At 63.0% G+C, this 23,714-nt stretch carries 17 protein-coding genes; all 17 read left to right on the top strand.

Annotated features, from left to right (window positions below; all coding sequences use genetic code 11):
- Positions 1–58: 58 nt before the first annotated feature.
- The 17 genes from D9M09_RS26155 to D9M09_RS26075 all read left to right on the top strand — a co-directional run bounded on the left by D9M09_RS26155 (position 59) and on the right by D9M09_RS26075 (position 23,714).
- Positions 59–1,696 carry a ShlB/FhaC/HecB family hemolysin secretion/activation protein gene (locus tag D9M09_RS26155; protein ID WP_205602308.1) on the top strand — a complete coding sequence of 546 codons (1,638 nt, stop codon included), beginning with the start codon at positions 59–61 and terminating at the stop codon, positions 1,694–1,696.
- 56 nt (positions 1,697–1,752) lie between these two features.
- Positions 1,753–3,531: a DUF2341 domain-containing protein gene (locus D9M09_RS26150; protein WP_121670715.1), complete on the top strand. Its 1,779-nt coding sequence runs from the start codon at positions 1,753–1,755 to the stop codon at positions 3,529–3,531.
- A 13-nt stretch (positions 3,532–3,544) separates the two neighbouring features.
- Positions 3,545–3,955: an ExbD/TolR family protein gene (locus D9M09_RS26145; protein ID WP_034753784.1), complete on the top strand. Its 411-nt coding sequence runs from the start codon at positions 3,545–3,547 to the stop codon at positions 3,953–3,955.
- Positions 3,956–3,965: 10 nt separating this feature from the next.
- Positions 3,966–4,682 (top strand): energy transducer TonB family protein, encoded by a 717-nt coding sequence (locus D9M09_RS26140; protein ID WP_240453485.1) that lies wholly within the window; start codon positions 3,966–3,968, stop codon positions 4,680–4,682.
- A 37-nt stretch (positions 4,683–4,719) separates the two neighbouring features.
- Complete coding sequence (locus tag D9M09_RS26135; RefSeq protein ID WP_121670714.1) at positions 4,720–6,456, top strand: putative porin; 1,737 nt, start codon at positions 4,720–4,722, stop codon at positions 6,454–6,456.
- Positions 6,457–6,462: 6 nt separating this feature from the next.
- Positions 6,463–7,161 carry a hypothetical protein gene (locus D9M09_RS26130; RefSeq protein ID WP_070290331.1) on the top strand — a complete coding sequence of 233 codons (699 nt, stop codon included), beginning with the start codon at positions 6,463–6,465 and terminating at the stop codon, positions 7,159–7,161.
- Between the two features lie 30 nt (positions 7,162–7,191).
- Complete coding sequence (locus D9M09_RS26125; protein WP_227742071.1) at positions 7,192–7,680, top strand: YbjN domain-containing protein; 489 nt, start codon at positions 7,192–7,194, stop codon at positions 7,678–7,680.
- 209 nt (positions 7,681–7,889) lie between these two features.
- Positions 7,890–10,994: a DEAD/DEAH box helicase gene (locus D9M09_RS26120; RefSeq protein WP_070290329.1), complete on the top strand. Its 3,105-nt coding sequence runs from the start codon at positions 7,890–7,892 to the stop codon at positions 10,992–10,994.
- 49 nt (positions 10,995–11,043) lie between these two features.
- The gene (locus tag D9M09_RS26115) at positions 11,044–12,174 is read left to right on the top strand and encodes a PAS domain-containing sensor histidine kinase (protein WP_121670712.1); all 1,131 of its coding nucleotides are present in this window, start codon (positions 11,044–11,046) and stop codon (positions 12,172–12,174) included.
- 136 nt (positions 12,175–12,310) lie between these two features.
- The gene (locus D9M09_RS26110) at positions 12,311–12,991 is read left to right on the top strand and encodes a response regulator transcription factor (protein ID WP_034753797.1); all 681 of its coding nucleotides are present in this window, start codon (positions 12,311–12,313) and stop codon (positions 12,989–12,991) included.
- A gap of 300 nt (positions 12,992–13,291) precedes the next feature.
- A complete protein-coding gene (locus tag D9M09_RS26105) occupies positions 13,292–13,999 on the top strand; it encodes a transposase (RefSeq protein ID WP_121670711.1) in 708 nt (235 codons plus the stop codon).
- Between the two features lie 194 nt (positions 14,000–14,193).
- Positions 14,194–18,894: a glutamate synthase-related protein gene (locus tag D9M09_RS26100; RefSeq protein WP_070313401.1), complete on the top strand. Its 4,701-nt coding sequence runs from the start codon at positions 14,194–14,196 to the stop codon at positions 18,892–18,894.
- 79 nt (positions 18,895–18,973) lie between these two features.
- The gene (locus tag D9M09_RS26095) at positions 18,974–20,437 is read left to right on the top strand and encodes a glutamate synthase subunit beta (protein ID WP_070219665.1); all 1,464 of its coding nucleotides are present in this window, start codon (positions 18,974–18,976) and stop codon (positions 20,435–20,437) included.
- A gap of 259 nt (positions 20,438–20,696) precedes the next feature.
- Positions 20,697–21,506: an ABC transporter ATP-binding protein gene (locus tag D9M09_RS26090; RefSeq protein WP_070219703.1), complete on the top strand. Its 810-nt coding sequence runs from the start codon at positions 20,697–20,699 to the stop codon at positions 21,504–21,506.
- Positions 21,503–22,285 carry a lipid asymmetry maintenance ABC transporter permease subunit MlaE gene (gene mlaE, locus D9M09_RS26085; RefSeq protein ID WP_070219663.1) on the top strand — a complete coding sequence of 261 codons (783 nt, stop codon included), beginning with the start codon at positions 21,503–21,505 and terminating at the stop codon, positions 22,283–22,285. Before D9M09_RS26090 ends, mlaE begins: the two co-directional genes overlap by 4 nt.
- 80 nt (positions 22,286–22,365) lie before the next feature.
- Positions 22,366–22,836 (top strand): outer membrane lipid asymmetry maintenance protein MlaD, encoded by a 471-nt coding sequence (gene mlaD / locus D9M09_RS26080; protein ID WP_070219660.1) that lies wholly within the window; start codon positions 22,366–22,368, stop codon positions 22,834–22,836.
- A complete protein-coding gene (locus D9M09_RS26075; protein WP_070219658.1) occupies positions 22,833–23,714 on the top strand; it encodes an MlaA family lipoprotein in 882 nt (293 codons plus the stop codon). The genes mlaD and D9M09_RS26075 overlap by 4 nt, the downstream gene beginning before the upstream one ends.

Below are 23,714 nucleotides of genomic sequence, written 5' to 3'. Positions count from 1 at the left end.
AAACGCCGGCCCAGCGCCGCAATACAGGGCAACCGTTTGATTTTAAGGTGAATGGAAGATGCGTGAAATGACAACCAAGGGCAGGGGCGTGCCGCCAGCGGCGCCTGCAACCGCCTTGACGATGCTGTGCCTGGCCATGCTGGCGCTGCCCGGCATGGCGCGCGCGCAGGATGCGGTGCCGGCGGCGGCCCCCGTGGCCGCGCCGGAACGGCAAGTGACGATCGAGGAATACCTGGTGCGAGGCAATACCGTGCTCGACGCCCGCGCCATCGAAGAGGCGGTCACGCCCTTCCTGGGGCCGGGCCGCACTTTGAAGGACGTGGAAGGGGCGCGTGACGCCCTCGTTGCTGCATATCAAGCCCGGGGCTACCAGTCCGTCTACGTGGACTTGCCGGAGCAGCAGGTGGAGCAGGGCGTGGTGGTGCTGCAGGTGAGCGAAACGAAGGTGGGGCGCTTGCGCGTGGTCGGCGCGCAATACAACTCGCCGCTCGACGTGCGCCAGCAAGTGCCGGCCCTGACGGAAGGCACGGTGCCCGACTTTACGCAGGCGCAAGTGGAACTGACGGCCCTGAACCGCGGTCCCAAGCGCCAGGTGATGCCGCTGGTCAAGCAGGGCAGCCTGCCCGGCACCATGGACGTGGACCTGAAAGTGGACGACAGCAGCCCGTGGCGCGCCAGCGTGGGCTTGAACAACGATTACAGCGCTGATACGAAGAAATTGCGTACCAGCATGTCGGTCGGCCACGACAATCTGTGGCAGCTCGGGCATAGCGCCACCATCAGCTTTTTCGGCACGCCGGGCGACCTGAACCAGACCAAGGTGTGGTCCGCCTCGTACGTGGCGCCGATCGGCACGCAGGGCTGGAGCGTGGAAGCGACCGGCTACCAGTCGAACAGCAATGTGGCCAGCACGGGCGGCACCAGCGTGCTGGGCAAGGGCCATGCGCTGGGCATGAAAGTTAACTACACGGTGCCCAACAGCGGCATCTGGTGGCACAGTTTTTCTGCCGGCATCGATTTCAAGGATAACCAGGAAGCGCTCAAGCTCAATGGCGCCGGTTCCAGCGTTCCCCTGAAATATGTGCCGCTCAGCGTGTCGTATAACGGCTTTGCGCAGACGGAGGCGGCGACGTATGGCCTCGGCCTGTCGCTGGTGGCCGGCACGCGCGCTTCGTTTGGCTACGGCAGCGACAGCGCCGCCTACGACAACAAGCGCTACAAGGCCTCGCCCAGCTTCCTCGTGTTGAAGGGCGACGCCAATGCCACCACTACCCTGGGCAGCGGCGCGCAGCTGTACGGCAAGCTGGCGGGCCAGCTGGCCGATGCGGCGCTCGTGTCGGGCGAGCAGATGGCGGCCGGCGGCGCCAATTCCGTGCGCGGCTATCTGTCGGCCGAAGCGACGGGCGACTACGGCGTGTCTGGCACGGTCGAATGGCGTACGCCTCAGCTGACGTATTTCAGCCGCCTGGAAAACTGGCGCCTGTTCGCCTTTGCCGATGGCGCGCGCCTGCGCCTGCGCGATCCGATGATCGAGCAGAAAGACCTGTTCGGCCTGGCCTCCGTGGGCGTGGGCAGCAGCTTCCAGTTCCTGCGCTACCTGAATGGCCGCATCGACTTTTCGTATCCGCTGCGCGATGGCCCGCGCACGCACAAACACGTGCGCCGCATCAATTTCAACCTGTCGGCCAGCTACTGACGGGCCAGCTCAACAGCACTGCACTTTTTTAGACTTTTCTTCGGAGAATCACTGTCATGCAACGTTTTCTTTTTCTGCTCACGATCCTGGGCACGCTCGTTCCCGGCCTGGCGCATGCCTGGTGGCAGCCCGACTGGGCTTACCGCAAACCCGTCACCGTCGACGCCGGCCCGAAGGCGGGCGCGGTGGGCGGCGATCCCGGCCGCATCCCCGTGTTGCTGCGCTTGCATTCGGGTAACTTCAACTTCGAAGGCGTCAGCGACAACGGCGCCGACCTGCGCTTCGTGGCGGGCGACGATAAAACGGTGCTGAACCACCAGATCGAGCAATTCAATCCGCTGCTGGGCATCGCCCTGATCTGGGTCGACGTGCCGGCCCTGACGGCCGGTACGCCGCAGCAGCTGTGGATGTACTACGGCAATCCGAAGGCGCCCGCCTCCGGCAACGGCCAGCGTACGTTTGACCCCGACTACAGCCTCGTATATCACTTCAGCGAACCGGGCGTGCCCTCGCGCGACAGCACCGCCTACGGCAACCATGCCCAGACAGCCGTGCCGGCGCTCGACGGTTCCGTCATCGGCGCCGGCGCCCGCCTGGGCACCACGCCATTGATGCTGCCCGCCTCGCCATCGCTGGCGCTGGCCGCCGGCGCGCCGTTCACCTTTTCCGCCTGGGTGCGTCCGGACAGCCTGGGCGCCCAGCAAGTGCTGTATGCGCGCCGCGACGGCGCCAATGAATTGCTGATCGGCGTTGACCAGGGCGTGCCTTTCGTGCAGGTCAATGGTCAGCGCAGCAAGCCGGGCCAGCCTATCCAGGCCGCGCAATGGTCGCACCTGGCCGTCAAGGCCGACAAGAACAATGTGGCCCTGTACGTGGGCGGCCGTCCGGCCGTCTCGCTGGCCACCGCCCTGCCGGCATTCAGCACGGCCGCCTCGGTGGGTACCGACGCGCCGCCGGTCGCCGGTGGCGCCGCACTGGCCAACTTCACGGGCGCCATCGACGAGCTGCGCCTGTCGCGCACGGCCCGTCCCGACGCCCTGCTGCTGGCCGACGCCGTCTCGCAAGGCTCCGAATCGCGCCTGGCCGTGTTTGGCGCCGATGAACAGCAGGCGGGCAAAAGCCATTTCGGTTTCATCATCGCCGCCATGCCGCTCGACGCCTGGATCGTCGTCGGCGTGCTGGGCCTGATGATGGTCTTGTCGTGGATCATCATGATCGGCAAGGGCCGCAGCTATGGCGCCATCTCGCGCGCCAATGCCCAGTTCATGCAGTCGTTCCACGAAGCGGCCGGCGCGCCGCTCGATCACCTGGCGCGCAACGGCAAGCTGAGCGCTTCCGTGAAAACGGATTCCTCGCTGTGGCGTCTGTATGACGTGGCCATCGACGAGATGCGCCGCCGCCACGACCGCGGCTACGACTTGAACGCCGTCTCAAACGCGACGATCGGCGCCATCCGCGCCGCCATGGATGGCGTGATGGTGCGCGAAAGCGAGCGCATGTCCAAGCGCATGATCTGGCTCTCGACCACCATCGAAGGCGCGCCGTACGTCGGCCTGTTCGGCACCGTGATCGGCATCATGCTGGTGTTCGTCGTGGCGGCCATGGCGGGCGCCGTGGACATCAACTCGGTGGCGCCGGGCATGGCGGCAGCGCTGCTGTGTACGGCTGCTGGCCTGGGCGTGGCGATTCCCGCCCTGTTCGGCTACAACTGGCTGTCCTCGCGTTCGGATGCCATCGTCGCCGATATGGCCGTCTTCGTCGATGAATTCGCCACGCGTCTGGCGGAAGAGCAGGGCGACGGACGCCAGATGCGTCCCGCGCTGCATCAGGCGTGAGGGGCGCATAACCATGGCCACCTCCGCCAAGTTTACCCCCCGCAAGCGTAGCGGCGGCATCAACATCACGCCCTTCGTCGACGTGCTGCTGGTGGTGCTGGTGATCTTCATTTTGACCAGCAACGCCAGCATCCCCGGCATCAAGGTCGACCTGCCCAAGGCCAGTTCGGCCATGGCGCTGGAAAAACCGAAGACCAAGGCCATCACCATCGACAACGCGGGCCAGGTCTTCCTCGACGCCTATCCCGTCACCTTGCCCGAGCTGGAAGAGCGCTTGCGCACGGAAAAGGCGCTGACGCCCGACTTCCCCGTGATCGTGCGCGGCGACGCCGCCGTGCAATACGCGAAGGTGGTCGAAGTGCTGGACCTGCTGCGCCGCATCGACCTGAACCAGGTGGGCCTGGTGACCGGCAAGCCGGCATGAGGAGCGCAAGGTGAAGCGTGACGACATGATGAAGATGGCCGGCTCGGAATCGTCGGGCGCGGCGCAGTGGTGGCGCCGCTGGGGCGGCGTGGCCGGCGGTGCGCTGCTGGCCGCTGCGCTGGCCGCGCTGGTCTGGTATTTGCTGTCCGATACGGCGGCCACCAAGCGCGAAGTGGCGGCGCCGCCGATGCTGATGCTGCCACCGCCGCCACCGCCGCCGCCGGAACCGGAAAAATTGCCGGAACCGACACCGGACAAGGTGGTGCCGGAAGTGTCCGAGCCGGAACCGACGCCTGCCGACAAGCCCATGGATGACGCGCCGGAAAGCCCGTCGCCGGACAAGGGCGACCCCGTCACCATCGACGGCGCGGCGCAGGCCGGCAGCGACGCGTTCGGCATCCAGGCCGGGCGCGGCGGCGGCATGAGCGGTAGCGGCGGTGGCGGCGGACTCGGCGCGGGATCGTATGGCCGCTACGTCGCCAACGCGCTGCAGCTGGCGTTCGCCCGCGACCCGCGCACGCGCCAGCTGGCGTTCGCCGACATCCGCGTCGACCTGTGGCTCGATACGGAAGGCAGGGCGACGAAAGTGCAGCTGGTGCAAGGCACGGGCAATGCGCAGACGGATGAGCAGGTGCTGGCCATGGTGCGCGACTTCCGCGCCGATGAGCGGCCGCCGGCATCCCTGCGTTTCCCGGCCCGGGTATCCATTAAAGGCCGCAGGCCATAGCGTCCTTAATTCATATTAATTTTTACCGAAAGAAGCGATGAACCTCATATTTTCTTCCCCACAGCGTGCGCGCCGCCTTCCGCTGGCGCTGGCCGCTTTCGCCCTGAGCGTGGCGGCAGGCGCGGTACAGGCGCAGGCCGTCCCGGCCGACAGCACCATGGTCAAGCTGATCCGCGGCCTGATCCAGAGCGGCGCCCTGAACAAGGATGCCGGCGAAGCCTTGCTGGCGCAGGCGCAGAGCGAAGCGCTGGCCGCGGCGCAAGCCCGTCCGGCCGCCGCACCGGCCGCCCTGGCGCAGGTGCAGCCTGGCGACGTGCGCGTGCCGTATATTTCGCAAACCGTGCGCGAGCAGATCCGCGACGAGATCAAGGGCCAGGTCATGGCCGAAGCAAAAGCGGGCGGCTGGGCGGCGCCGAATGAAACGCCGGCCTGGACCAAGCGCATCCGCCTGGAAGGCGACGTGCGCGCACGCTACGAATCGCGCTACTACGACATGGCCAACAGCAATATCGAGATCGACTGGCGCTCGCTCAACAGCGGCAGCGGCTACGACGTCAATTCGAACAGCAACCTGGCCCTGCCGGCGTTGCTGAACACGCGCGAAGACCGCAAGCACTTGCTGCGCGCCCGTGCCCGCCTCGGCATCCTGGCCGACATTTCCGACACCACGCAAGCGGGCATCCGCCTGGCCAGCGGCAATGACGACAGCCCGGTATCGACCACGCAAACTCTCGGTGGCGGCCTGGGCAAGAAGAACATCTGGCTGGACCAGGCCTGGCTGTCCTACCAGCCCGCTTCGTGGCTGAAACTGACGGCGGGCCGCTTCGACAATCCATTCGTGTCCGGCGACGAACTGTTTTCCAGCGAACTCAATTTCGACGGCATCGCCGCCAAGGTGCAGCAGCCGGTCGGCGAGAGCAAGGACGTCACCGTGTTCGGCACTCTGGGCCTGATTCCGCTCGAGTATTCGTCCGACAATGCGCCTAGCCGCAGCCAGGCAAAAATGTCGAGCGAAAACAAATGGCTGCTCGGCGCGCAAGTGGGCGCGTCGTGGAAGATCAATAGCGACCACCAATTGCGTGGCGCCTTGGCCTACTACAACTTCCGCAACATCAGCGGCGAGTATTCGCAGCCGTGCGCCTTGTACGCAGGCGCCGATGGCTGCAGCACGGACTGGTCGCGTCCATCGAGCATGCAAAAGGGCAATAGCTTGATGTTGCTGCGCAATATCGCCCTGAATCCGCTCGATCCGGCCAACACGCCGCAGCCGCAATTCGTGGGCCTGGCGTCGAAATTCCGCCTGGCCAACCTGAATGCGCGCTGGGATAGCAAGGTCGCGGGCGGCACGGACTTGCGCATCGAAGGCGACTATGTGCGCAACATGGCCTACGACAAGAATGAAATGTGGGCACGCGCCAAGGGCGGCATCATGAATAACTTCGGTGGCACGGGCGGCGTCTCGCAAGCTGATTTCAAGAGCGGCGGCAATGCCTACATGCTGCAGGCGACCCTGGGCAAGGCCAGCCCGGCGGCGCGCGGCGACTGGAACGTGCTGCTCGGTTACAAGCGCATCGAACCGGACGCCTTGCCTGACGCCTACAACGATTCCACCTTCCATCTGGGCGGCACGAATGCGCGCGGCTACTACCTCGGCGGCGCGTATGCGCTCGACAAGAATACCTGGCTGAACGGCCGCTGGACGTCGAGCCGCGAAGTGTTCGGTTCGGCACTGTCGATCGACACCCTGCAAATCGAATTGAACGCGCGTTTTTAAGGAGCCATGATGTTGATATCCAACAAAATGCGCCTGCCTTTATTGCTGTTGAGCTTGCTGGCCGCCGGCACCGCCCAAGCGCAAAAAGGGCAAAGCATGGAAGAGCGTTTGCGTGCCGAGTTGCGCAATGTCACGGCGCAGCTGCAGCAGACGCGCGGCGAACTGGAAGCGCTGAAAGCCAAGGGCGCGCCGGCCGCCAAGGCGACGCTCGCCGCCGCCGCGGCGCCTGCCAGCGATGGCGTGAAAAAGGAGCTGGCGCGCAGCCAGTCGCAGCTGGCGCAGGAACGCGCGCAGCGGGAAAAACTGGCCGCCGAGCAGCAGCGCAGCGCCGCCGCCGCACAGGAGGCAACCGCGAATTTGGCGCAGTACCGCCAGGCCGGCGAACGGCTGGCCGTCACGGGCAAGCAGATCGAAGCGGAGCGGGCGCGCCTGGACGGCGAAGTGGCGGTGCAGCGCAGTGCCCTGGCGCGCTGCGAAAGCAAGAATGCCCAGCTGTATGCGGCAGGGAAAGAGATCCTGCAAGCGTATGAAAGCCTGGACGTGCTGGACGTCATGAAAGCGCGCCAGCCGTTCGCCGCGCAAAGCCGGGTGAAACTCGAGCAAATCGCGCAGCAGTACGGCGACCAGCTGTACCAGGGCCGCTTTGATGCGCGTCAAACCGAAGCGGCAGCAACGCCGGCCGCGCCCGCGCCGGCACCCCAATAATTTTTACTTTTTGAAATGAATGGAATGACGATGGAAAACACGACTAGCTTGCTGACCACCCTGAATGCGGAACAAACGGCCGAGGCCATCAAGGCGGCCGGCTGCGCCGTCACCAGCATCGAACACGACGGTGTCGTGCGCCTGCACAGCGCCAGCCATGGCATCGGTTTCCAGGTGCTGTGGGGTAATGAAGCCGCGCCTGGCCAGTACGCGGACCTGACCCTGAGCTGCCCGCTGCGCGTGCAGGGCGGCGACTTGCCGGCCGGCTTGCTGGCCGAATGGCACCGCAGCAAGCGTTTCGCCCGCGTGGCCCAGCATGGCGATTTCGTCGTGCTGGAGATGGATGTGCTGGTTGCCGGCGGTGTCAGCAAGGAGTACCTGAATATCAATCTGCAACTGTGGACGCAGATGATGGGCCAGTTCTTCTTGTTTTTGCGCAACTTTACGCCGGCCGATACGAGCACGGCACCGGTAGTCGAGGCCGCCAGCGTGGCCGAAGAAGAAACTGTGCCGGCCTGATAAGCCCTCCACAGGCGGCGAAAAAAGGCCTATGACGGGCCTTTTTTGCCGTCAGCGGACCCCAAGTGTCGTATTAAATACTTATTTTTTAGGCATCGCGCATTAAAACTGCTCAAAGAGCGTGTGTGAATCAAGCCAGCAACGCCTGTATGGCGGATAATATTGCCTGTTGCCGATTTGGATACGACCTTTACACAAAAATGCGCCCCATGGATTTTACCCGCGACGAAACCAGTGAAACCCCAGTTGCCCCGGCCAGCGCGCCGGGAGCGCCTTTGCCGTATGCCGTCGCCACCTGGCTGCAGCGGGTGGAGGCTGCCGCCCATCCGAAGGCCGTGCTGACGATTGCCGAGCCCGATCCCAAACTCAACCAGCACCGCCTGATCTACGTGCTGGCGCCCACCAGCGGCGGCCGCCACGTGGCCCTGTGCCTGTACAAGGCGCGGCTGCGGCCGAACGGCGATGTGGCGGCGGCGTCCCCCATCAGCGAAATCTTTTCCCTGCTGTCGGCGCCGCCCACGTTTTTGACGCCGGCCGACGAAGACCTCGTGCGTTTCTTCGTGGCCATGCGCAGCGGGCAGAATTCGCAGACGGGCAGCGCCACGGAGCCGAAGGGCAAGGTGGGCGCGGCCCTGCTGAAAATGCTGGCCGAGCAGGATAAATTGTTGTGGGCCAATTCCTGGGCCGACGTCGGCAATGGTCTCGTGTATCCATTGAAGGAAGGTCCCGTGCGTCCCGCCCGCCTGTTCTGGCGCGACGAAGGCAAGACCATGCGCCTGGGCTGGCAAGTGGACCCGCCGGAAGGCGCGAAGCACCATGGCGCCGACCAGATCGACTACATGCTGCCCACCGATCCGCCGTGGTACATCGACAACCTGTCGTGCGGCGTGCTGGAACTGAACCAGGGCGGCTCCGACATTTCCCTCGCCGATCTGCAGGCGCTGGTGGCGCAGGCGCCGCCGTTGAATGCGAACGACAAGGTGCGCGTGTCGCAACTGCTGCTGGCGCAAGGCTTGCAGCATCTGATGCCGCTGCCGCAACCGTTGCCGCAGCGCTTGCGCAAGGACGTGCCGGCGCAACCGGTGTTGCTGCTGGACAGCGCCATGCTGGCCGATGGCAGCCTGCAGCGCTGGAGCGACTTCGCCGTGCTGTCCTACGACTACGATGGCGAAAGAGTCTCGTTCGACCCGTCGCAGCGCGTGGTGCGGCAAGTGGGCGAGGTGACGGAAATTATCCAGAGAAACACGGTCGATGAAGCGCGCGCACTGGCCACCCTGGCCGAGCTGCAATTCAAGAAGCCGGGCTCCGCTCCCTTGAGCGGCTTGAAGGGCGCCTTGCTGCTGCCTTCCCAGGCGGAGTGGCTGCGTTTTGCCGAGTCCGGCATCGACGCCTTGCTGGCGCAGGGCTGGATCGTGGAAAAGACGGCCAAGTACCGCTACGACGTGAGCGACGTGGGCGACTGGTACGCGGAAATCGATGACCAGGATCCGGACAGCGGCAACGCCTGGTTCGAGCTGGAACTGGGCATCGTCGTCAACCACGAGCGCGTGCCGCTGCTGCCCGTGCTGGTGCAGCTGATCCGCAACGCGCCCAACGATTTCAATCCGAAAGTCATCGAAGCACATGCGGACGATGACCAGATGCTGGCAACCTTGCCGGACGGCACGCGCGTCGCCCTGCCGTGGGGCCGCGTGCGTCCGATTTTGAACACGCTGGGCGAGCTGTATTTCAGCGACAAGATCAAGCGTGCCGTGCGCATGTCGACACTCGATGCGGCGCGCCTGGAAGAGCTGGCGCGGGGCCTGGACATGCAGTGGACGGGCGGCGAACAGCTGCGCGCCATGGGCCGCAAGCTGAGCCAGTTCGGTTCCGTGCAAAAAGTGGCGGCGCCCGCCGGCCTGCAGGCAACCTTGCGCGATTACCAGGCCGACGGCCTGGCGTGGATGCAATTCCTGCGCGACCACGACCTGGCGGGCATCCTGGCCGATGACATGGGCTTAGGTAAGACCGTGCAGACGCTGGCGCATATCCTCGTGGAAAAGGAAGCGGGCCGCCTTACGCATCCGGCCCTGGTGATTGCACCGACGAGTCTGATGGGCAACTGGCAGGACGAGGCGGCCAAGTTCGCGCCCAGCCTGAAGGTGTTGCTGCTGCAAGGCAAGGACCGCGCCCAGCAATTCGACCAGATCGACCAGTGCGACCTGGTGCTGACCACGTACGCGCTGTTGCCGCGCGACGAGGAAACCTTGCGCGAGCACGATTTCCACCTGGTCATTCTCGACGAATCGCATTACATCAAGAATACGCGCAGCAAGGCGGCGCAAAGCGCGGGCCTGCTGCGCGCGCGCCACCGCCTGTGCTTGTCCGGCACGCCGCTGGAAAATCATTTGGGCGAACTGTGGTCGCAATTCCACTTCTTGCTGCCGGGCTTGCTGGGCGACGAAAAGACCTTCAATACGCAGTTCCGTCATCCGATCGAGCGTCAGGACGACCCGCTGCGCCGCATGCTGCTGAACCGCCGCATCAAACCGTTCCTGCTGCGCCGCACGAAGGACAATGTGGCCAAGGAGCTGCCGCCGAAAACGGAAATGGTGCGCAAGGTGGAATTGACGGGGCCGCAGCGCGACCTGTATGAAACCGTGCGTCTTGCGATGGATCAAAAGGTCCGTGAAGAAATCGACAAGAAGGGCGTGGCGCGCAGCCAGATCGTCATTCTCGAAGCGCTGCTGAAACTGCGCCAGGTCTGCTGCGACCCGCGTCTGGTGAAATCCTTGCCGGCGAAGAAGCAGTCGGCCGGTTCGGCCAAGCTGCTCGACCTGATGCAGATGGTGGAAGACTTGCTCGACGAAGGGCGCAAGATCCTCGTGTTCTCGCAATTTACCAGCATGCTGGAATTGATCGAGGAAGAACTGGAATCGCGCGACATCCCATACGCGCTGCTGACGGGAGAAACGAAGGACCGGGGCGCGCAAGTGGCGGCCTTCCAGCAGGGCGCCGTGCCGATCTTCCTGATCAGCCTGAAGGCGGGCGGCGTGGGCCTGAACCTGACGGCCGCCGACACGGTCATCCACTACGATCCGTGGTGGAATCCGGCGGCGGAAAACCAGGCCACGGACCGCGCCTGGCGCATCGGCCAGGATAAGCCTGTGTTCGTCTACAAATTGATTGCGAAGGGCACCCTGGAAGAAAAAATCCAGCTGCTGCAGCAAAAGAAATCGGAGCTGGCGCAATCGATCCTGGCCGAAGGCGAATCGCAGAAGATGGCCCTCACGCAGGAAGACTTGCAGCAGATTTTCGCCCCGCTCGAAGATTAAGGGCAGCGCACGCTTATACTTGGCAATTCTTTCTTGCCAGGTATAACGCATGCTGCCTATTTTCCTCCTGCTGCTTGCCGGCGCCGTCCTCATGGCGCTGCGCTTCGTCCAGTTGCGCCGCGCCCTGCTGCGCGCGCGCGCCGGCGAAGCGACGTTCCGCCTGCTGGCCGAACATGGGCGCGACGCGGCCTTCCTGCTCGACGCCACCACCCTCGAATTACGCTACATCAGCCCCGCGGCGCAACGCCTGACCGGTTACGACCAGGCAGCCTTGCGCGAACACGCGGCACGCCTGGCGGCGGACGTGCCGGCCCGGCTGCAGCGCTGGCGCGATGGCGACACCAGCCGTTTGACCCTGCTGCGCGAAGTGGAGCTGGCGCACGCCGACGGCCGCCTGCTGGCGCTGGAAATCAGCTCGACCATCGTGCCCACGTCGGCGAGGGAACGGGGCATCACCATCGTCGGCACGGTGCGCGACGTCAGCGCCGCCCAGGCGCAGGAAGCCGAGCGGGAAAAGGAACAGAAGCGTTTCGCCTCGATGCTGTCGCATGAATTCCGCACGCCGCTGGCCACCATCGACGGCGCCATCCAGCGCCTCGTCTCGACATCCCGAGACGCCGACGAGGCCACGCGCAAGCGCTACGTGAAAATCCAGACGGCCGTCGACCGTTTGTTGGCCATGATCGACGACTATTTGTCGCCCGAACGCATGGCGGCCATCGGCCGCGAACGGGCGGCCGATGGCATCGCGCCGCTGGCCTTGTTGCAGCAGGCGGCCGCCACCGTGCCGGCCAGTCACCGCGTACAGCTGGAACTCGATGAAGACTTGCCGGCCCGGCTGCGCTGCGACGTGCCCGGTATGGCCCTGTGCCTGAAAATCCTGCTCGACAACGCGGTCAAGTTCAGCCCGCCGGGCAGCAGCATCACCGTGTCGGGCAAGCTGGTGCCCGAAGGCGGCGTGGCGCTGTGTGTGCGCGATGCGGGGCCCGGTTTGCGGGAAGAAGAACTGGCGCAGCTGTTCGAAAAAGGTTTCCGTGGAACCGATGCGACGCATGCCGGTGCGGGCCTGGGCCTGTACATGGCGCGCGCCGTGGTGGACGTGCATGGCGGGAGTTTGCAGGGGCATAATCTGCCCGAAGGTGGGGCTATTTTCCGCATTTGGCTGCCGCTTCCTGGCTAGACTAGAAAAAAGTTGCTTCCGCTGAAGGCAACCGTGATAATTCCTTGACGTAAACCTATTGTGCCGTCCATCATGGTGCAGAAGTGAATGGCATGGTTTGCCCACGGTAGCTCACTAATGGAAGAATGGCGTTGCAATGACGAAAATACTGATCGTCGAAGACAATCTGGACTACGCCGAAGACATGGCGGAGTTTCTCGTTGAGCTCGAACACGAAGTGCATATCACCAGCTCCGCTGGCGGGATGTGGACGGCGTTGAGCCATGGCAATGTCGGGGTGGTCGTGCTGGACCTGGGCTTGCCAGATGAGGACGGCTTCAACGTCATCCCCCGCATGCGCCAGCTGTATCCGCAGATCGGCGTGCTGGTGCTGACGGGGCGTGTCGCCTTCGACAGCCGCATCCTCGGCTTGCGCCTCGGCGCCGACCACTATCTGACCAAGCCGATCAAATTCCCCGAACTGGCTGCCCACATCGAGGCGCTCGACCGCCGCGTCGGCCCGCAAGATCCCGTCCCCGAGCCGGGCAAGTGGACCTTGAAAGTAAGCGCTCGCCAACTTGAATTGATGGGCGCCGTCATCGCCCTGACGGAAAAGGAATTCAACTTCCTGCACCTGCTGACCATCAATACCCGCCCCGTGCCGCGCGACGTCATCGTGGCCGGCATGGGCGGCGAAGATCCGGATGCGGGCCGCCGCGTCGACATGCTCGTGTACCGCCTGCGCAAGAAAGCCAAGACGGGCCTGGGCCAGGACTTGCCGCTGCGCAGCGCGTATGGCGAGGGCTACAGCCTGTCGGCCAGTTTTAACCTGTCCTGACCGCCAGAGGCGGCCAGTAGCATGAAACGGCGCTTCCTATCTGGCCTGTTGTTGATCGTTGCACTGGCCAGTACCGCTCTCTGGCTGCGCAAGGAGTGGAAAATTGATAGTTGCCTCGATCATGGTGGTCGTTGGGACTACCAACTTGCCGCCTGCGAAGGTGCATAGTCTCCTGCAGGACAATTCAGGGACAGAGTCAATCGCTTTTTCCAGCATTTCAAATAAAACAGGGTCAGAGTCGCGTCCTGCGCTCGCAAGTGTGTAAAATCAAGGCCTTAGCCTTCACTTTTCGATTTTGCCATGGCCCGTTTGCCCCGCCTCATCATTCCCGCACTGCCCCATTACGTGATCCAGCGCGGCAGCAACCGCCAGAGCGTGTTCCAGGACGCGGCGGACTATGCCCAATTTCTGTCCTGGCTGAAAACGGGCGCGAAAATGTTCAAGGTGGCCATCCATGCCTACGTTTTATTGCCAGATCAGCTACATTTATTGGCGACGCCAGCCGATGCGACGGGACTGGGACAGCTGATGCAGTGGCTGGGACGCTATTACGTGCCGTATTTCAACCAGAAATACGGCCGTGAAGGGGCGCTGTGGCAGGGACGCTACAAAACTTCCGTCATCGATCACGACCATTTCTTCCTTACTTGCTGCCGTTACCTGGAATGCGTGCCCGTGCAAACGGGGTTGGCGGGCCAGGCGCTCGATTACAGCTGGTCCAGCTATGCCCACCATGCCGGTGTGCGGCCCGATCCCGTCATCACCGACCATGCGCTGTACTGGGCACTGGGCAACACGCCGTTCGACCGCGAGGCGGCCTATCTGCGCCTGTTCGAGCAGGGACTGGGCAGCAGCGAGGTGAAAACCGTGGAACAGGCTGTTTTGAAGGGCTGGCCGCTTGGTTCCGATGCTTTCAAGCAGGCGCTGGAGCAGAAAATGCAGCGGCAAGTACTGCCCGCCAAACGGGGCCGTCCCCGCAAAGTCGCGGCCGCAACGGACGCAAATTGAAAAGCATTCGCATTTAAAACAAAAAATGGTTTCTTTCTGACGTTTTATTGAAATGGCTTCGACTATGTCCCTATTAAATTTTTAGAGCGACGGAATCGAATTTAATTCGACTCCGACCCTAATTGTTCTGGTTGAGTTTTTTGTTGCGTTGCACTACTCTAGTTTTTCGATAGTCATATGCAGCGGAGAAGCCCATGAAAGCGCAAGGCCTGTACGACCCAGCCAATGAACACGATGCCTGCGGCGTCGGTTTCGTCGCCCATATCAAGGGCAACAAGACCCATTCGATCGTCGAACAGGGTTTGCTGATTCTGAAAAACCTCGATCACCGGGGCGCCGTGGGCGCCGATGCGCTGATGGGCGATGGCGCCGGCATCCTGATCCAGATTCCCGACCAGTACTACCGCGAAGAAATGGCCAAGCAGGGCGTGGAATTGCCGCCGCCTGGCGAATACGGCGTGGGCATGGTCTTCCTGCCGAAGGAACACGCGTCGCGCATCGCCTGCGAACAGGAAATCGAACGCGCCGTGCGCATCGAGGGCCAGGTCGTGCTGGGCTGGCGCAACGTGCCCATCGATACCGATATGCCGATGTCGCCCACCGTGCGCGCCAAGGAACCGGTCATCCGCCAGATCTTCATCGGCCGCGGCCCGGACATCATGGTCACCGACGCGCTCGAGCGCAAACTGTATGTGATCCGCAAATCGTCGGGCCACGCCATCCAGGCCTTGAAACTGCTGCACGGCAAGGAATTCTTCGTGCCGTCGATGTCGGCCCGTACCATCGTCTATAAAGGCTTGCTGCTGGCCGACCAGGTGGGCGTGTACTACAAGGACTTGCAGGATGCGCGCTGCATCTCGGCCCTGGCCCTGGTGCACCAGCGTTTCTCGACGAATACTTTCCCCGAATGGCCGCTGGCCCACCCCTATCGTTTGATCGCGCACAATGGCGAGATCAACACGGTGAAAGGCAACTTCAACTGGATGCGCGCGCGCGAAGGCGTGATGAAGTCGGCCGTGCTGGGCGACGACCTGCAGAAACTGTTCCCGCTGATCTATGAAGGCCAGTCCGACACGGCCTGCTTCGACAATGCGCTGGAATTGCTGCTGATGGCCGGCTACCCGATCGCCCAGGCGATGATGATGATGATTCCGGAAGCGTGGGAAAACCACACGACGATGGATGACAACCGCCGCGCCTTCTATGAATACCACGCGGCCATGATGGAACCGTGGGACGGCCCGGCCGCCATGGCATTCACGGACGGCCGCCACATCGGCGGCACCCTGGACCGCAACGGCTTGCGTCCGGCACGCTACATCGTCACGGACGACGACCTGGTGGTGATGGCGTCGGAATCGGGCGTGCTGCCGATCCCGGAATCGAAAATCATCCAGAAATGGCGCTTGCAGCCCGGTAAAATGTTCCTGATCGACCTGGAAGCGGGCCGCATCATCGACGACCAGGAACTGAAAAACACTTACGCCAACGCCAAGCCGTACAAGGCGTGGATCAACTCGGTGCGCATCAAGCTCGACGAGATCAAGCTGGCCGAAGGACAAGCCAAGCAAGACCGCGCCCAGGGCGAAAAAGCCCAGCCGTCGCTGCTCGACCGCCAGCAGGCGTTCGGCTACACGCAGGAAGACTTGAAATTCCTCATGGCGCCGATGGCACTGGCCGGCGAAGAGGCGACGGGCTCGATGGGCAATGACTCGCCGCTGGCCGTCATGTCGAACAAATTGAAGCCTTTGTATAACTACTTCAAGCAATTGTTCGCGCAAGTGACGAATCCGCCGATCGACCCGATCCGCGAAGCGATGGTGATGTCGCTGGTGTCCTTCATCGGCCCGAAACCGAATTTGCTCGATACCAACAACGTCAACCCGCCGATGCGCCTGGAAGTGGCGCAGCCCGTGCTGGGCTTTGACGACATGGCGCGTCTGCGCAACATCAGCGCCCACACGGGCGGCAAGTTCAAGTCGTACGAACTGGACATCTGCTACCCGCTGGCCTGGGGCAAGGAAGGCGTGGAAGCGTGCCTGGCCTCGCTGTGCGCGGAAGCCGTCGACGCCGTCAAGTCGGGCCACAACATCCTGATCGTCTCGGACCGCGCCATTTGCGCCGACCAAGTGGCGATCCCCGCGCTGCTGGCCACGTCCACCGTACACCAGCACCTGGTGAGCAAGGGTTTACGGGCGTCCACCGGTCTCGTCGTGGAAACGGGCTCGGCCCGCGAAACGCACCACTTCGCCTTGCTGGCCGGCTATGGCGCGGAAGCCGTCCACCCGTATCTGGCCATGGAAACCCTGGCCGAGATGGCGCACGGCTTGCCCGGCGACTTGTCGGGCGAGAAAGCCATTTATAACTACACCAAGGCGGTCGGCAAGGGCTTGATGAAGGTCATGTCGAAGATGGGCATTTCGACCTACATGTCGTACTGCGGCGCGCAAATCTTCGAAGCCATCGGCCTGAACAAGTCGCTGGTGGACAAATACTTCAAGGGCACGGCCTCGAACGTGGAAGGCATCGGCGTGTTTGAAGTGGCGGAAGAGGCGCTGCGCCTGCACGCGCTGGCCTTCGGCAACGATCCCGTGCTGGTCGATAAGCTCGACGCGGGCGGCGAGTATGCGTTCCGCGTGCGCGGCGAAGACCACATGTGGACGCCGGACGCGATTGCAAAGCTGCAGCATTCCACGCGCAGCAACAATTTCTCCAGCTATAAAGAGTACGCGCAAATCATTAACGACCAGAGCCGTCGTCACCTGACCCTGCGCGGCCTGTTCGAATTCAAGCTCGACCCGACCAAGGCGATCCCGCTCGATGAAGTGGAACCGGCCAAGGAAATCGTCAAGCGTTTCGCCACGGGCGCCATGTCGCTCGGTTCGATCAGCACGGAAGCGCACGCAACGCTGGCGGTCGCCATGAACCGCATCGGCGGCAAGTCGAACACGGGCGAGGGCGGCGAAGATCCGAACCGCTACACGCAGGAATTGAAGGGCATTCCGATCCGCCAGGGCGACACGATGGCGTCCGTCGTGGGCGCCGAGCAGATCGTCGTCGATATTCCGCTGCAGGAAGGCGATTCCATGCGTTCGCGCATCAAGCAGGTGGCGTCGGGACGTTTCGGCGTCACGGCCGCCTACCTGAATTCGGCCGACCAGATCCAGATCAAGATGGCGCAGGGCGCCAAGCCGGGCGAAGGCGGCCAGTTGCCGGGCCATAAGGTGTCCGAATACATCGCCAGCCTGCGCTTTTCCGTGCCGGGCGTGGGCCTGATTTCGCCGCCGCCGCACCACGACATCTATTCGATCGAAGATCTGGCGCAGCTGATCCATGACTTGAAGAACGCCAATCCGCGCGCCTCGATTTCCGTGAAACTGGTGTCGGAAGTGGGCATCGGCACGGTCGCTGCCGGCGTCACCAAGGCCAAGGCCGACCACGTGGTCGTCGCCGGCCACGACGGCGGCACGGGCGCCTCGCCTCTGTCGTCCGTGAAACATGCAGGCACGCCGTGGGAGTTGGGTCTGGCTGAAACGCAACAAACGCTGGTCTTGAACGGTTTGCGCAGCCGCATCCGCGTGCAGGCCGACGGCCAGATGAAGACGGGCCGCGACGTGGTCATCGCCGCCCTGCTGGGCGCCGACGAGATCGGTTTCGCCACGGCGCCGCTGGTGGTCGAAGGCTGCATCATGATGCGCAAATGCCACTTGAATACGTGCCCGGTGGGCGTGGCCACGCAAGATCCCGTGCTGCGCGCCAAGTTCTCGGGCAAACCCGAGTATGTCGTCAATTACTTCTTCTTCGTTGCCGAGGAAGCCCGTCAATTGATGGCGCAGCTGGGCATCCGCACGTATGACGAGCTGATCGGCCGTGTCGACTTGCTCGACAAATCGAAGGCGATTTCGCACTGGAAGGCGCAGGGGCTGGACTTCTCGTCCATATTCTACAAGCCGGAAACCCCGGATGGCCAGGCTTGCCGCCACGTGGAATTCCAGGATCATGCGCTGGAAAAGGCGCTCGACCACAAGCTGATCGCGCAAGCGCGCGCGGCGCTGGAAAAGGGCGAGCGCGTCTCCTTCATCTCGCCTGTGCGCAACTTGAACCGCACGGTGGGCACCATGTTGTCCGGCGAAGTGGCGAAGAAATACGGCCACGCCGGCTTGCCGGACGACACCATCCACATCCAGTTGCAAGGCACGGCGGGCCAGTCGGCCTGTGCCTTCCTGGCGCACGGCATCACGATCGACCTGGTGGGCGAGGGCAACGATTACGTCGGTAAAGGCTTGTCGGGCGGACGCATCATCGTGCGGCCCAATACCGAGTTCCGCGGCTGGGCCGTGGACAACATCATCATCGGCAACACGGTGCTGTACGGCGCCATCGCCGGCGAAGCCTTCTTCAACGGCGTGGCCGGTGAACGCTTTGCCGTGCGCAACTCGGGCGCCACCACGGTGGTCGAGGGCCTGGGCGACCATGGCTGCGAATACATGACGGGCGGCACGGTGGTGGTCTTGGGCAACACGGGACGCAACTTCGCGGCCGGCATGTCGGGCGGCATCGCCTACGTGTATGACCCGGCCGGCGACTTTGCCAGCAAGTGCAACACGGCCATGGTCAGCCTGGACAAGGTCGTGTCGGCAGCGGAACAGCATGTCGACCGCGACGCCTGGCACACGCAGCACCGCGACGGCGTGCCGGAAGCGGACGAAGTCATCCTCAAGCGCCTGATCGAGCGTCACTTCAAGCACACGGGCAGCACCCGTGCCCGCGTCCTGCTCGACGACTGGGCTGCGGCGCGCGGCAAGTTCGTGAAAGTCTTCCCGAACGAATACAAGCGCGCGCTGATCGAGATGGCAGCGGATGCCGCCATGGAAGTGCAAGCCGTCGCCGCCTGAGCCAGCCAAGCTCATTGCCAAATGAATGACCAGGGAGCGGCCATGCCGCTCCCCGCCAGCCAAATACAAAGGAAACATCGTGGGTAAAATTACCGGCTTCATGGAATTCAAGCGCCAGGACGAACACTATCTGGAGCCTGCCGCGCGTCTGAAGAACTACAAGGAATTCGTCTTGCACCTGTCGGACGCGCAAGCGACCGTGCAGGGTGCGCGCTGCATGGATTGCGGCATTCCCTTCTGCACCACGGGTTGCCCCGTGAATAACATCATTCCCGACTGGAATGACCTGGTATACCGCGGCGCCTACCGCGAAGCGCTCGATATCTTGCATTCGACGAATAACTTCCCGGAATTTACGGGCCGCATCTGCCCGGCGCCGTGCGAATCGGCCTGTACCCTGGGTATCCATGAAGATCCGGTCGGCATCAAGTCGATCGAGCATAAAATCATCGACATGGGCTGGGAGCACGGCTGGGTCACGCCGCAGCCGGCGAGTTTTAGCACCGGCAAGAAAGTGGCCATCGTCGGCTCCGGTCCCGCCGGCCTGGCGGCGGCGCAGCAGCTGGCGCGCGCCGGCCATGCCGTCACCGTGTTCGAGAAAAGCGACCGGGTCGGTGGTTTGTTGCGCTACGGCATCCCCGACTTCAAGATGGAAAAGTCGCACATCGACCTGCGCGTGAAACAGATGGAGGCCGAAGGCGTCGTGTTCCGCACCAGCGTGCTGGTCGGCAAGGATTTCCCTGCCAACGTCAACAACTGGGCCAAGGAAACCATTTTCCCGGAAGACCTGGAAAAAGAATTCGACGCCGTCATCATGGCCGGCGGCGCCGAGCAGCCGCGCGACTTGCCCGTGCCGGGCCGCGAATTGAAAGGCGTGCACTTCGCCATGGATTTCCTGCCGCTGCAAAACAAGGTCAACGCGGGCGACAAGCTCAAGGACCAGATCAAGGCGACGGGCAAGCACGTGGTGGTGATCGGCGGCGGCGACACGGGTTCCGACTGCGTGGGCACCTCGAACCGCCATGGCGCCGCCTCGGTGGCCCAGTTCGAACTGATGCCGCAGCCGCCGGAACAGGAAAACAAGCCGCTGGTCTGGCCGTACTGGCCGACCAAGCTGCGCACCTCGTCCTCGCACGAGGAAGGCTGCGAGCGCGACTGGGCCGTGGCCACCAAGCGTTTCGAAGGCAAGGGCGGCAAGGTGGAAAAGCTGATCGCCTGCAGAGTCGAATGGAAAGACGGCAAGATGAGCGAAGTGCCGAACTCGGAATTCGAGATGAAGGCGGATCTGGTCTTCCTGGCCATGGGTTTTGTTTCGCCAGTACAACAAGTGTTGCAAGCGTTCGGCGTCGATACGGATGCGCGCGGCAATGTCAAGGCGACAACGGATGGCGCCGGCTGCTACCAGACCTCGGTGGCCAAGGTGTTTGCGGCCGGCGACATGCGCCGTGGCCAGTCGCTGGTGGTGTGGGCCATCCGCGAAGGGCGCCAGTGCGCGCGCGCCGTCGATGAGTTCCTGATGGGGGCATCCGTGCTGCCACGCTAATTAACGAGCAACTGTTCGTTTTTTTGACAGGGCCACGGCGCGGATTGCGGCGTGGCCCTTGTTATTTTAGTTATCAAGTGGACGGCCATGAACGCCGGCGGATGGGGGCGCGATGCGCAGGTCAAATTTCCACTACAATATCTGACTTTCGATTCATTAGTGTTGTATTCTTCCCCTTTACGGGGCTGTCCCAAGGGGTGTCTCAGCAGAGGTTGGCGTTTCTGCACTACAATACGCCATTAAAATAGTGAGCTTCGTCGTGCCAAATCTTGTTGAGATCCGTGATTTACACTTTGCCTATGGAGAACGTTCGATTTTATCGGGCCTTCAAATGGATTTCCCACGTGGAAAAGTTGTGGCCGTCATGGGTGGCTCCGGCAGTGGCAAGACGACCGTACTGCGCCTGATCGGCGGGCAGTTGCGCCCCAGTTCCGGTTCCGTGAATGTGGACGGCCAGATCGTGCATACGCTGGGAACCGACGAGCTGTATCAGCTGCGCCGCAAGATGGGCATGCTGTTCCAGCACGGCGCGCTGTTTACGGACCTGACGGCGTTCGAAAACGTGGCCTTCCCCCTGCGCGAACACACGGACTTGAATGAAGAGCTGATCCGCACCCTGGTGCTGATGAAGCTGCACGCCGTGGGACTGCGCAATGCGGCGCAATTGAAGCCGGCCGAGATTTCTGGCGGCATGGGCCGCCGCGTCGCGCTGGCGCGCGCCATCGCGCTCGACCCTGAACTGATCATGTACGACGAGCCGTTCGCCGGCCTGGACCCGATTTCCATGGGCGTGACGGCCAATTTGATCCGCAATTTGAACGATGCGCTGGGCTCCACGTCTATCCTGGTATCGCACGATGTGAAGGAGTGTTTCGCCATCGCTGATTACGTCTATTTTCTGTCATCGGGCAAAATTGTGGCGCACGGCACGCCGGCCGAGATGGCCGTGTCGACGCATCCGTACGTCAAGCAATTCGTCAATGCCGAGGCCGATGGCCCCGTGCCGTTCCATTACCCGGGCAAGTCGCTGGCCGACGACCTGGGCCTGCATGCGGGAGCGGGCCGATGATCGCGCGTTTCCTCGCGTCGATCGGAGCATGGTTGCGCAATTCGGTACAAGACCTCGGCTTTGCCGTGCGTTCGTTCTTTATCATCATCGCCTCGTCGGGCGGCCTGTGGCGCCGTCCGCGCCTGGTGATCGAGCAACTGTTTTTTATCGGTAACCGCTCGCTGGTGATTACCGCCGTCTCCGGCCTGTTTGTCGGCATGGTGTTGGGTTTGCAAGGCTATTACACCTTGACCACGTATGGCGCCGAGCAGTCGCTGGGCTTGCTGGTGGCGCTGTCGCTGACGCGCGAACTGGGCCCTGTCGTCACGGCGCTGCTGTTCGCCGGCCGCGCCGGCACCTCGCTGACGGCGGAAATCGGCCTGATGAAGGCGGGCGAGCAACTGTCGGCCATGGAAATGATGGCCGTCAACCCGATCCAGCGCGTGCTGGCGCCCCGTTTCTGGGCCGGCGTGATCGCCATGCCGATCCTGGGCGCCATCTTCACGGCCGTCGGCATCATCGGCAGCTACCTGGTCGGCGTGGTGCTGATCGGCGTCGATGAAGGCTCGTTCTGGTCGCAGATGCAAGGCGGCGTGGATGTCTGGAAAGAAGTGGGCAACGGCACCATCAAGAGCCTGGTGTTCGGCATCGCGGTGACCTTCATCGCGCTGTTCCAGGGTTACCAGGCACAGCCGACGCCGGAAGACGTGTCCGGCGCCACCACGCGCACGGTGGTCATTTCGTCGTTGATGGTGTGGTGGCTCGATTTCATGATGACGGCGTTGATGTTTAGCAAGTAATTGCCGATAGGCGACAAAATTATCGGCCTGGGCAGTGTTCTGCGCAGGTGGCGGCAAGTAAAAATTATTTAGGATTGTTTATGCAACGTAAATCTTTGGATGTCTGGGTCGGCTTGTTCGTCTTGCTGGGTGTGGCGGCATTGATGTTTTTGGCGCTCAAGGCCGGCAATATGAGCTCGCTGTCTTTCAGCAAGACGTATACCATTACGGCCAAGTTCGACAATATTGGCGGCCTCAAGCCGCAGGCGCCCGTCAAGGGCGCTGGCGTGGTGGTGGGGCGCGTGGCGGAGATCCGCTTTGACGACAAGACGTATCAGGCGCTGGTGAAACTCGATATCGAAGATGGCTACAAATTTCCGAAAGACAGCTCGGCCAAGATTTTGACGGCCGGTTTGCTGGGTGAGCAATATATCGGCCTGGAAGCAGGCGGCGATTTGGCGAACCTGGCAGAGGGCGACAAGATCGCCCGTACTCAATCGGCCACAGTGCTGGAAGACCTGATCAATCAGTTCATCTACAGCAAGGCAGCGGAAGGAAAGGACAGCAAATGAGCGAGTCGACCAAGAAACCCCAAGGCAGCCTGGCGCGTATCGGCCTGGCCATGGCCATCGCCGCCAGCGTGAGCGCCTGCGCCACCGGCACCAATCCGCGCGACCCGCTGGAAGGGTATAACCGCGCGATGTTCAAGTTCAACGATACCGTTGACCAGGTGGCCCTGAAACCGGTCGCCACGGCCTACAAGACGGTGACGCCGTCGTTCGTGCAAACGGGCGTGGGCAACTTCTTCGGCAACCTGGCCGATGTGTGGAGTGCCGTGAACAACTTGCTGCAAGGCAAGGGTGAAGCGGGCTTGCAAGACGTCGTGCGCGTCAGCATGAACTCGACCTTCGGCATCCTCGGCCTGATCGACATCGCGTCGCAGGCCGGCATTCCCAAGCATAACGAAGACTTTGGCCAGACCCTGGGCTGGTACGGCGTCCAGTCGGGTCCGTACGTGATGCTGCCGCTGCTGGGCCCATCGACCGTGCGCGACACGGTGGCCTTGCCGCTCGATATCGCGGGCGACCCATGGCGCTACAAGGATCCCGTCAATGTACGCAATATCGGCACGGTGACGCGCGTGGTCGACAAGCGCGCCGCGCTGCTCGACGCGACCAACCTGATGGAAGCGGCCGCGCTGGACCGTTATGAATTCATCCGCGACGGCTTCCTGCAAGCGCGTGAAAGCAAGGTTTTCGACGGCGATACGGACCGCCGCGACCGCAAAGTGCCAAAAAACGACAGCAGCGATTACGAGCCGGAGTACGAGGCAAAACCGCAAGTTGCCAATGACGCGCCTGCGGCCACGGCCGCCGCCGAGGTGGCGCCAGCGGACCTCGTAACATCTGGTAGCAATACCGTTGCTTCCGAGGCCAGGCCCCAGGAGTAA

The organism is Janthinobacterium agaricidamnosum (genome assembly GCF_003667705.1).
In the GTDB taxonomy this organism is placed as follows: domain Bacteria; phylum Pseudomonadota; class Gammaproteobacteria; order Burkholderiales; family Burkholderiaceae_D; genus Janthinobacterium.
Note: the sequence above shows the minus strand (reverse complement) of the source record. Positions and strands in the feature narration are given on the sequence as shown.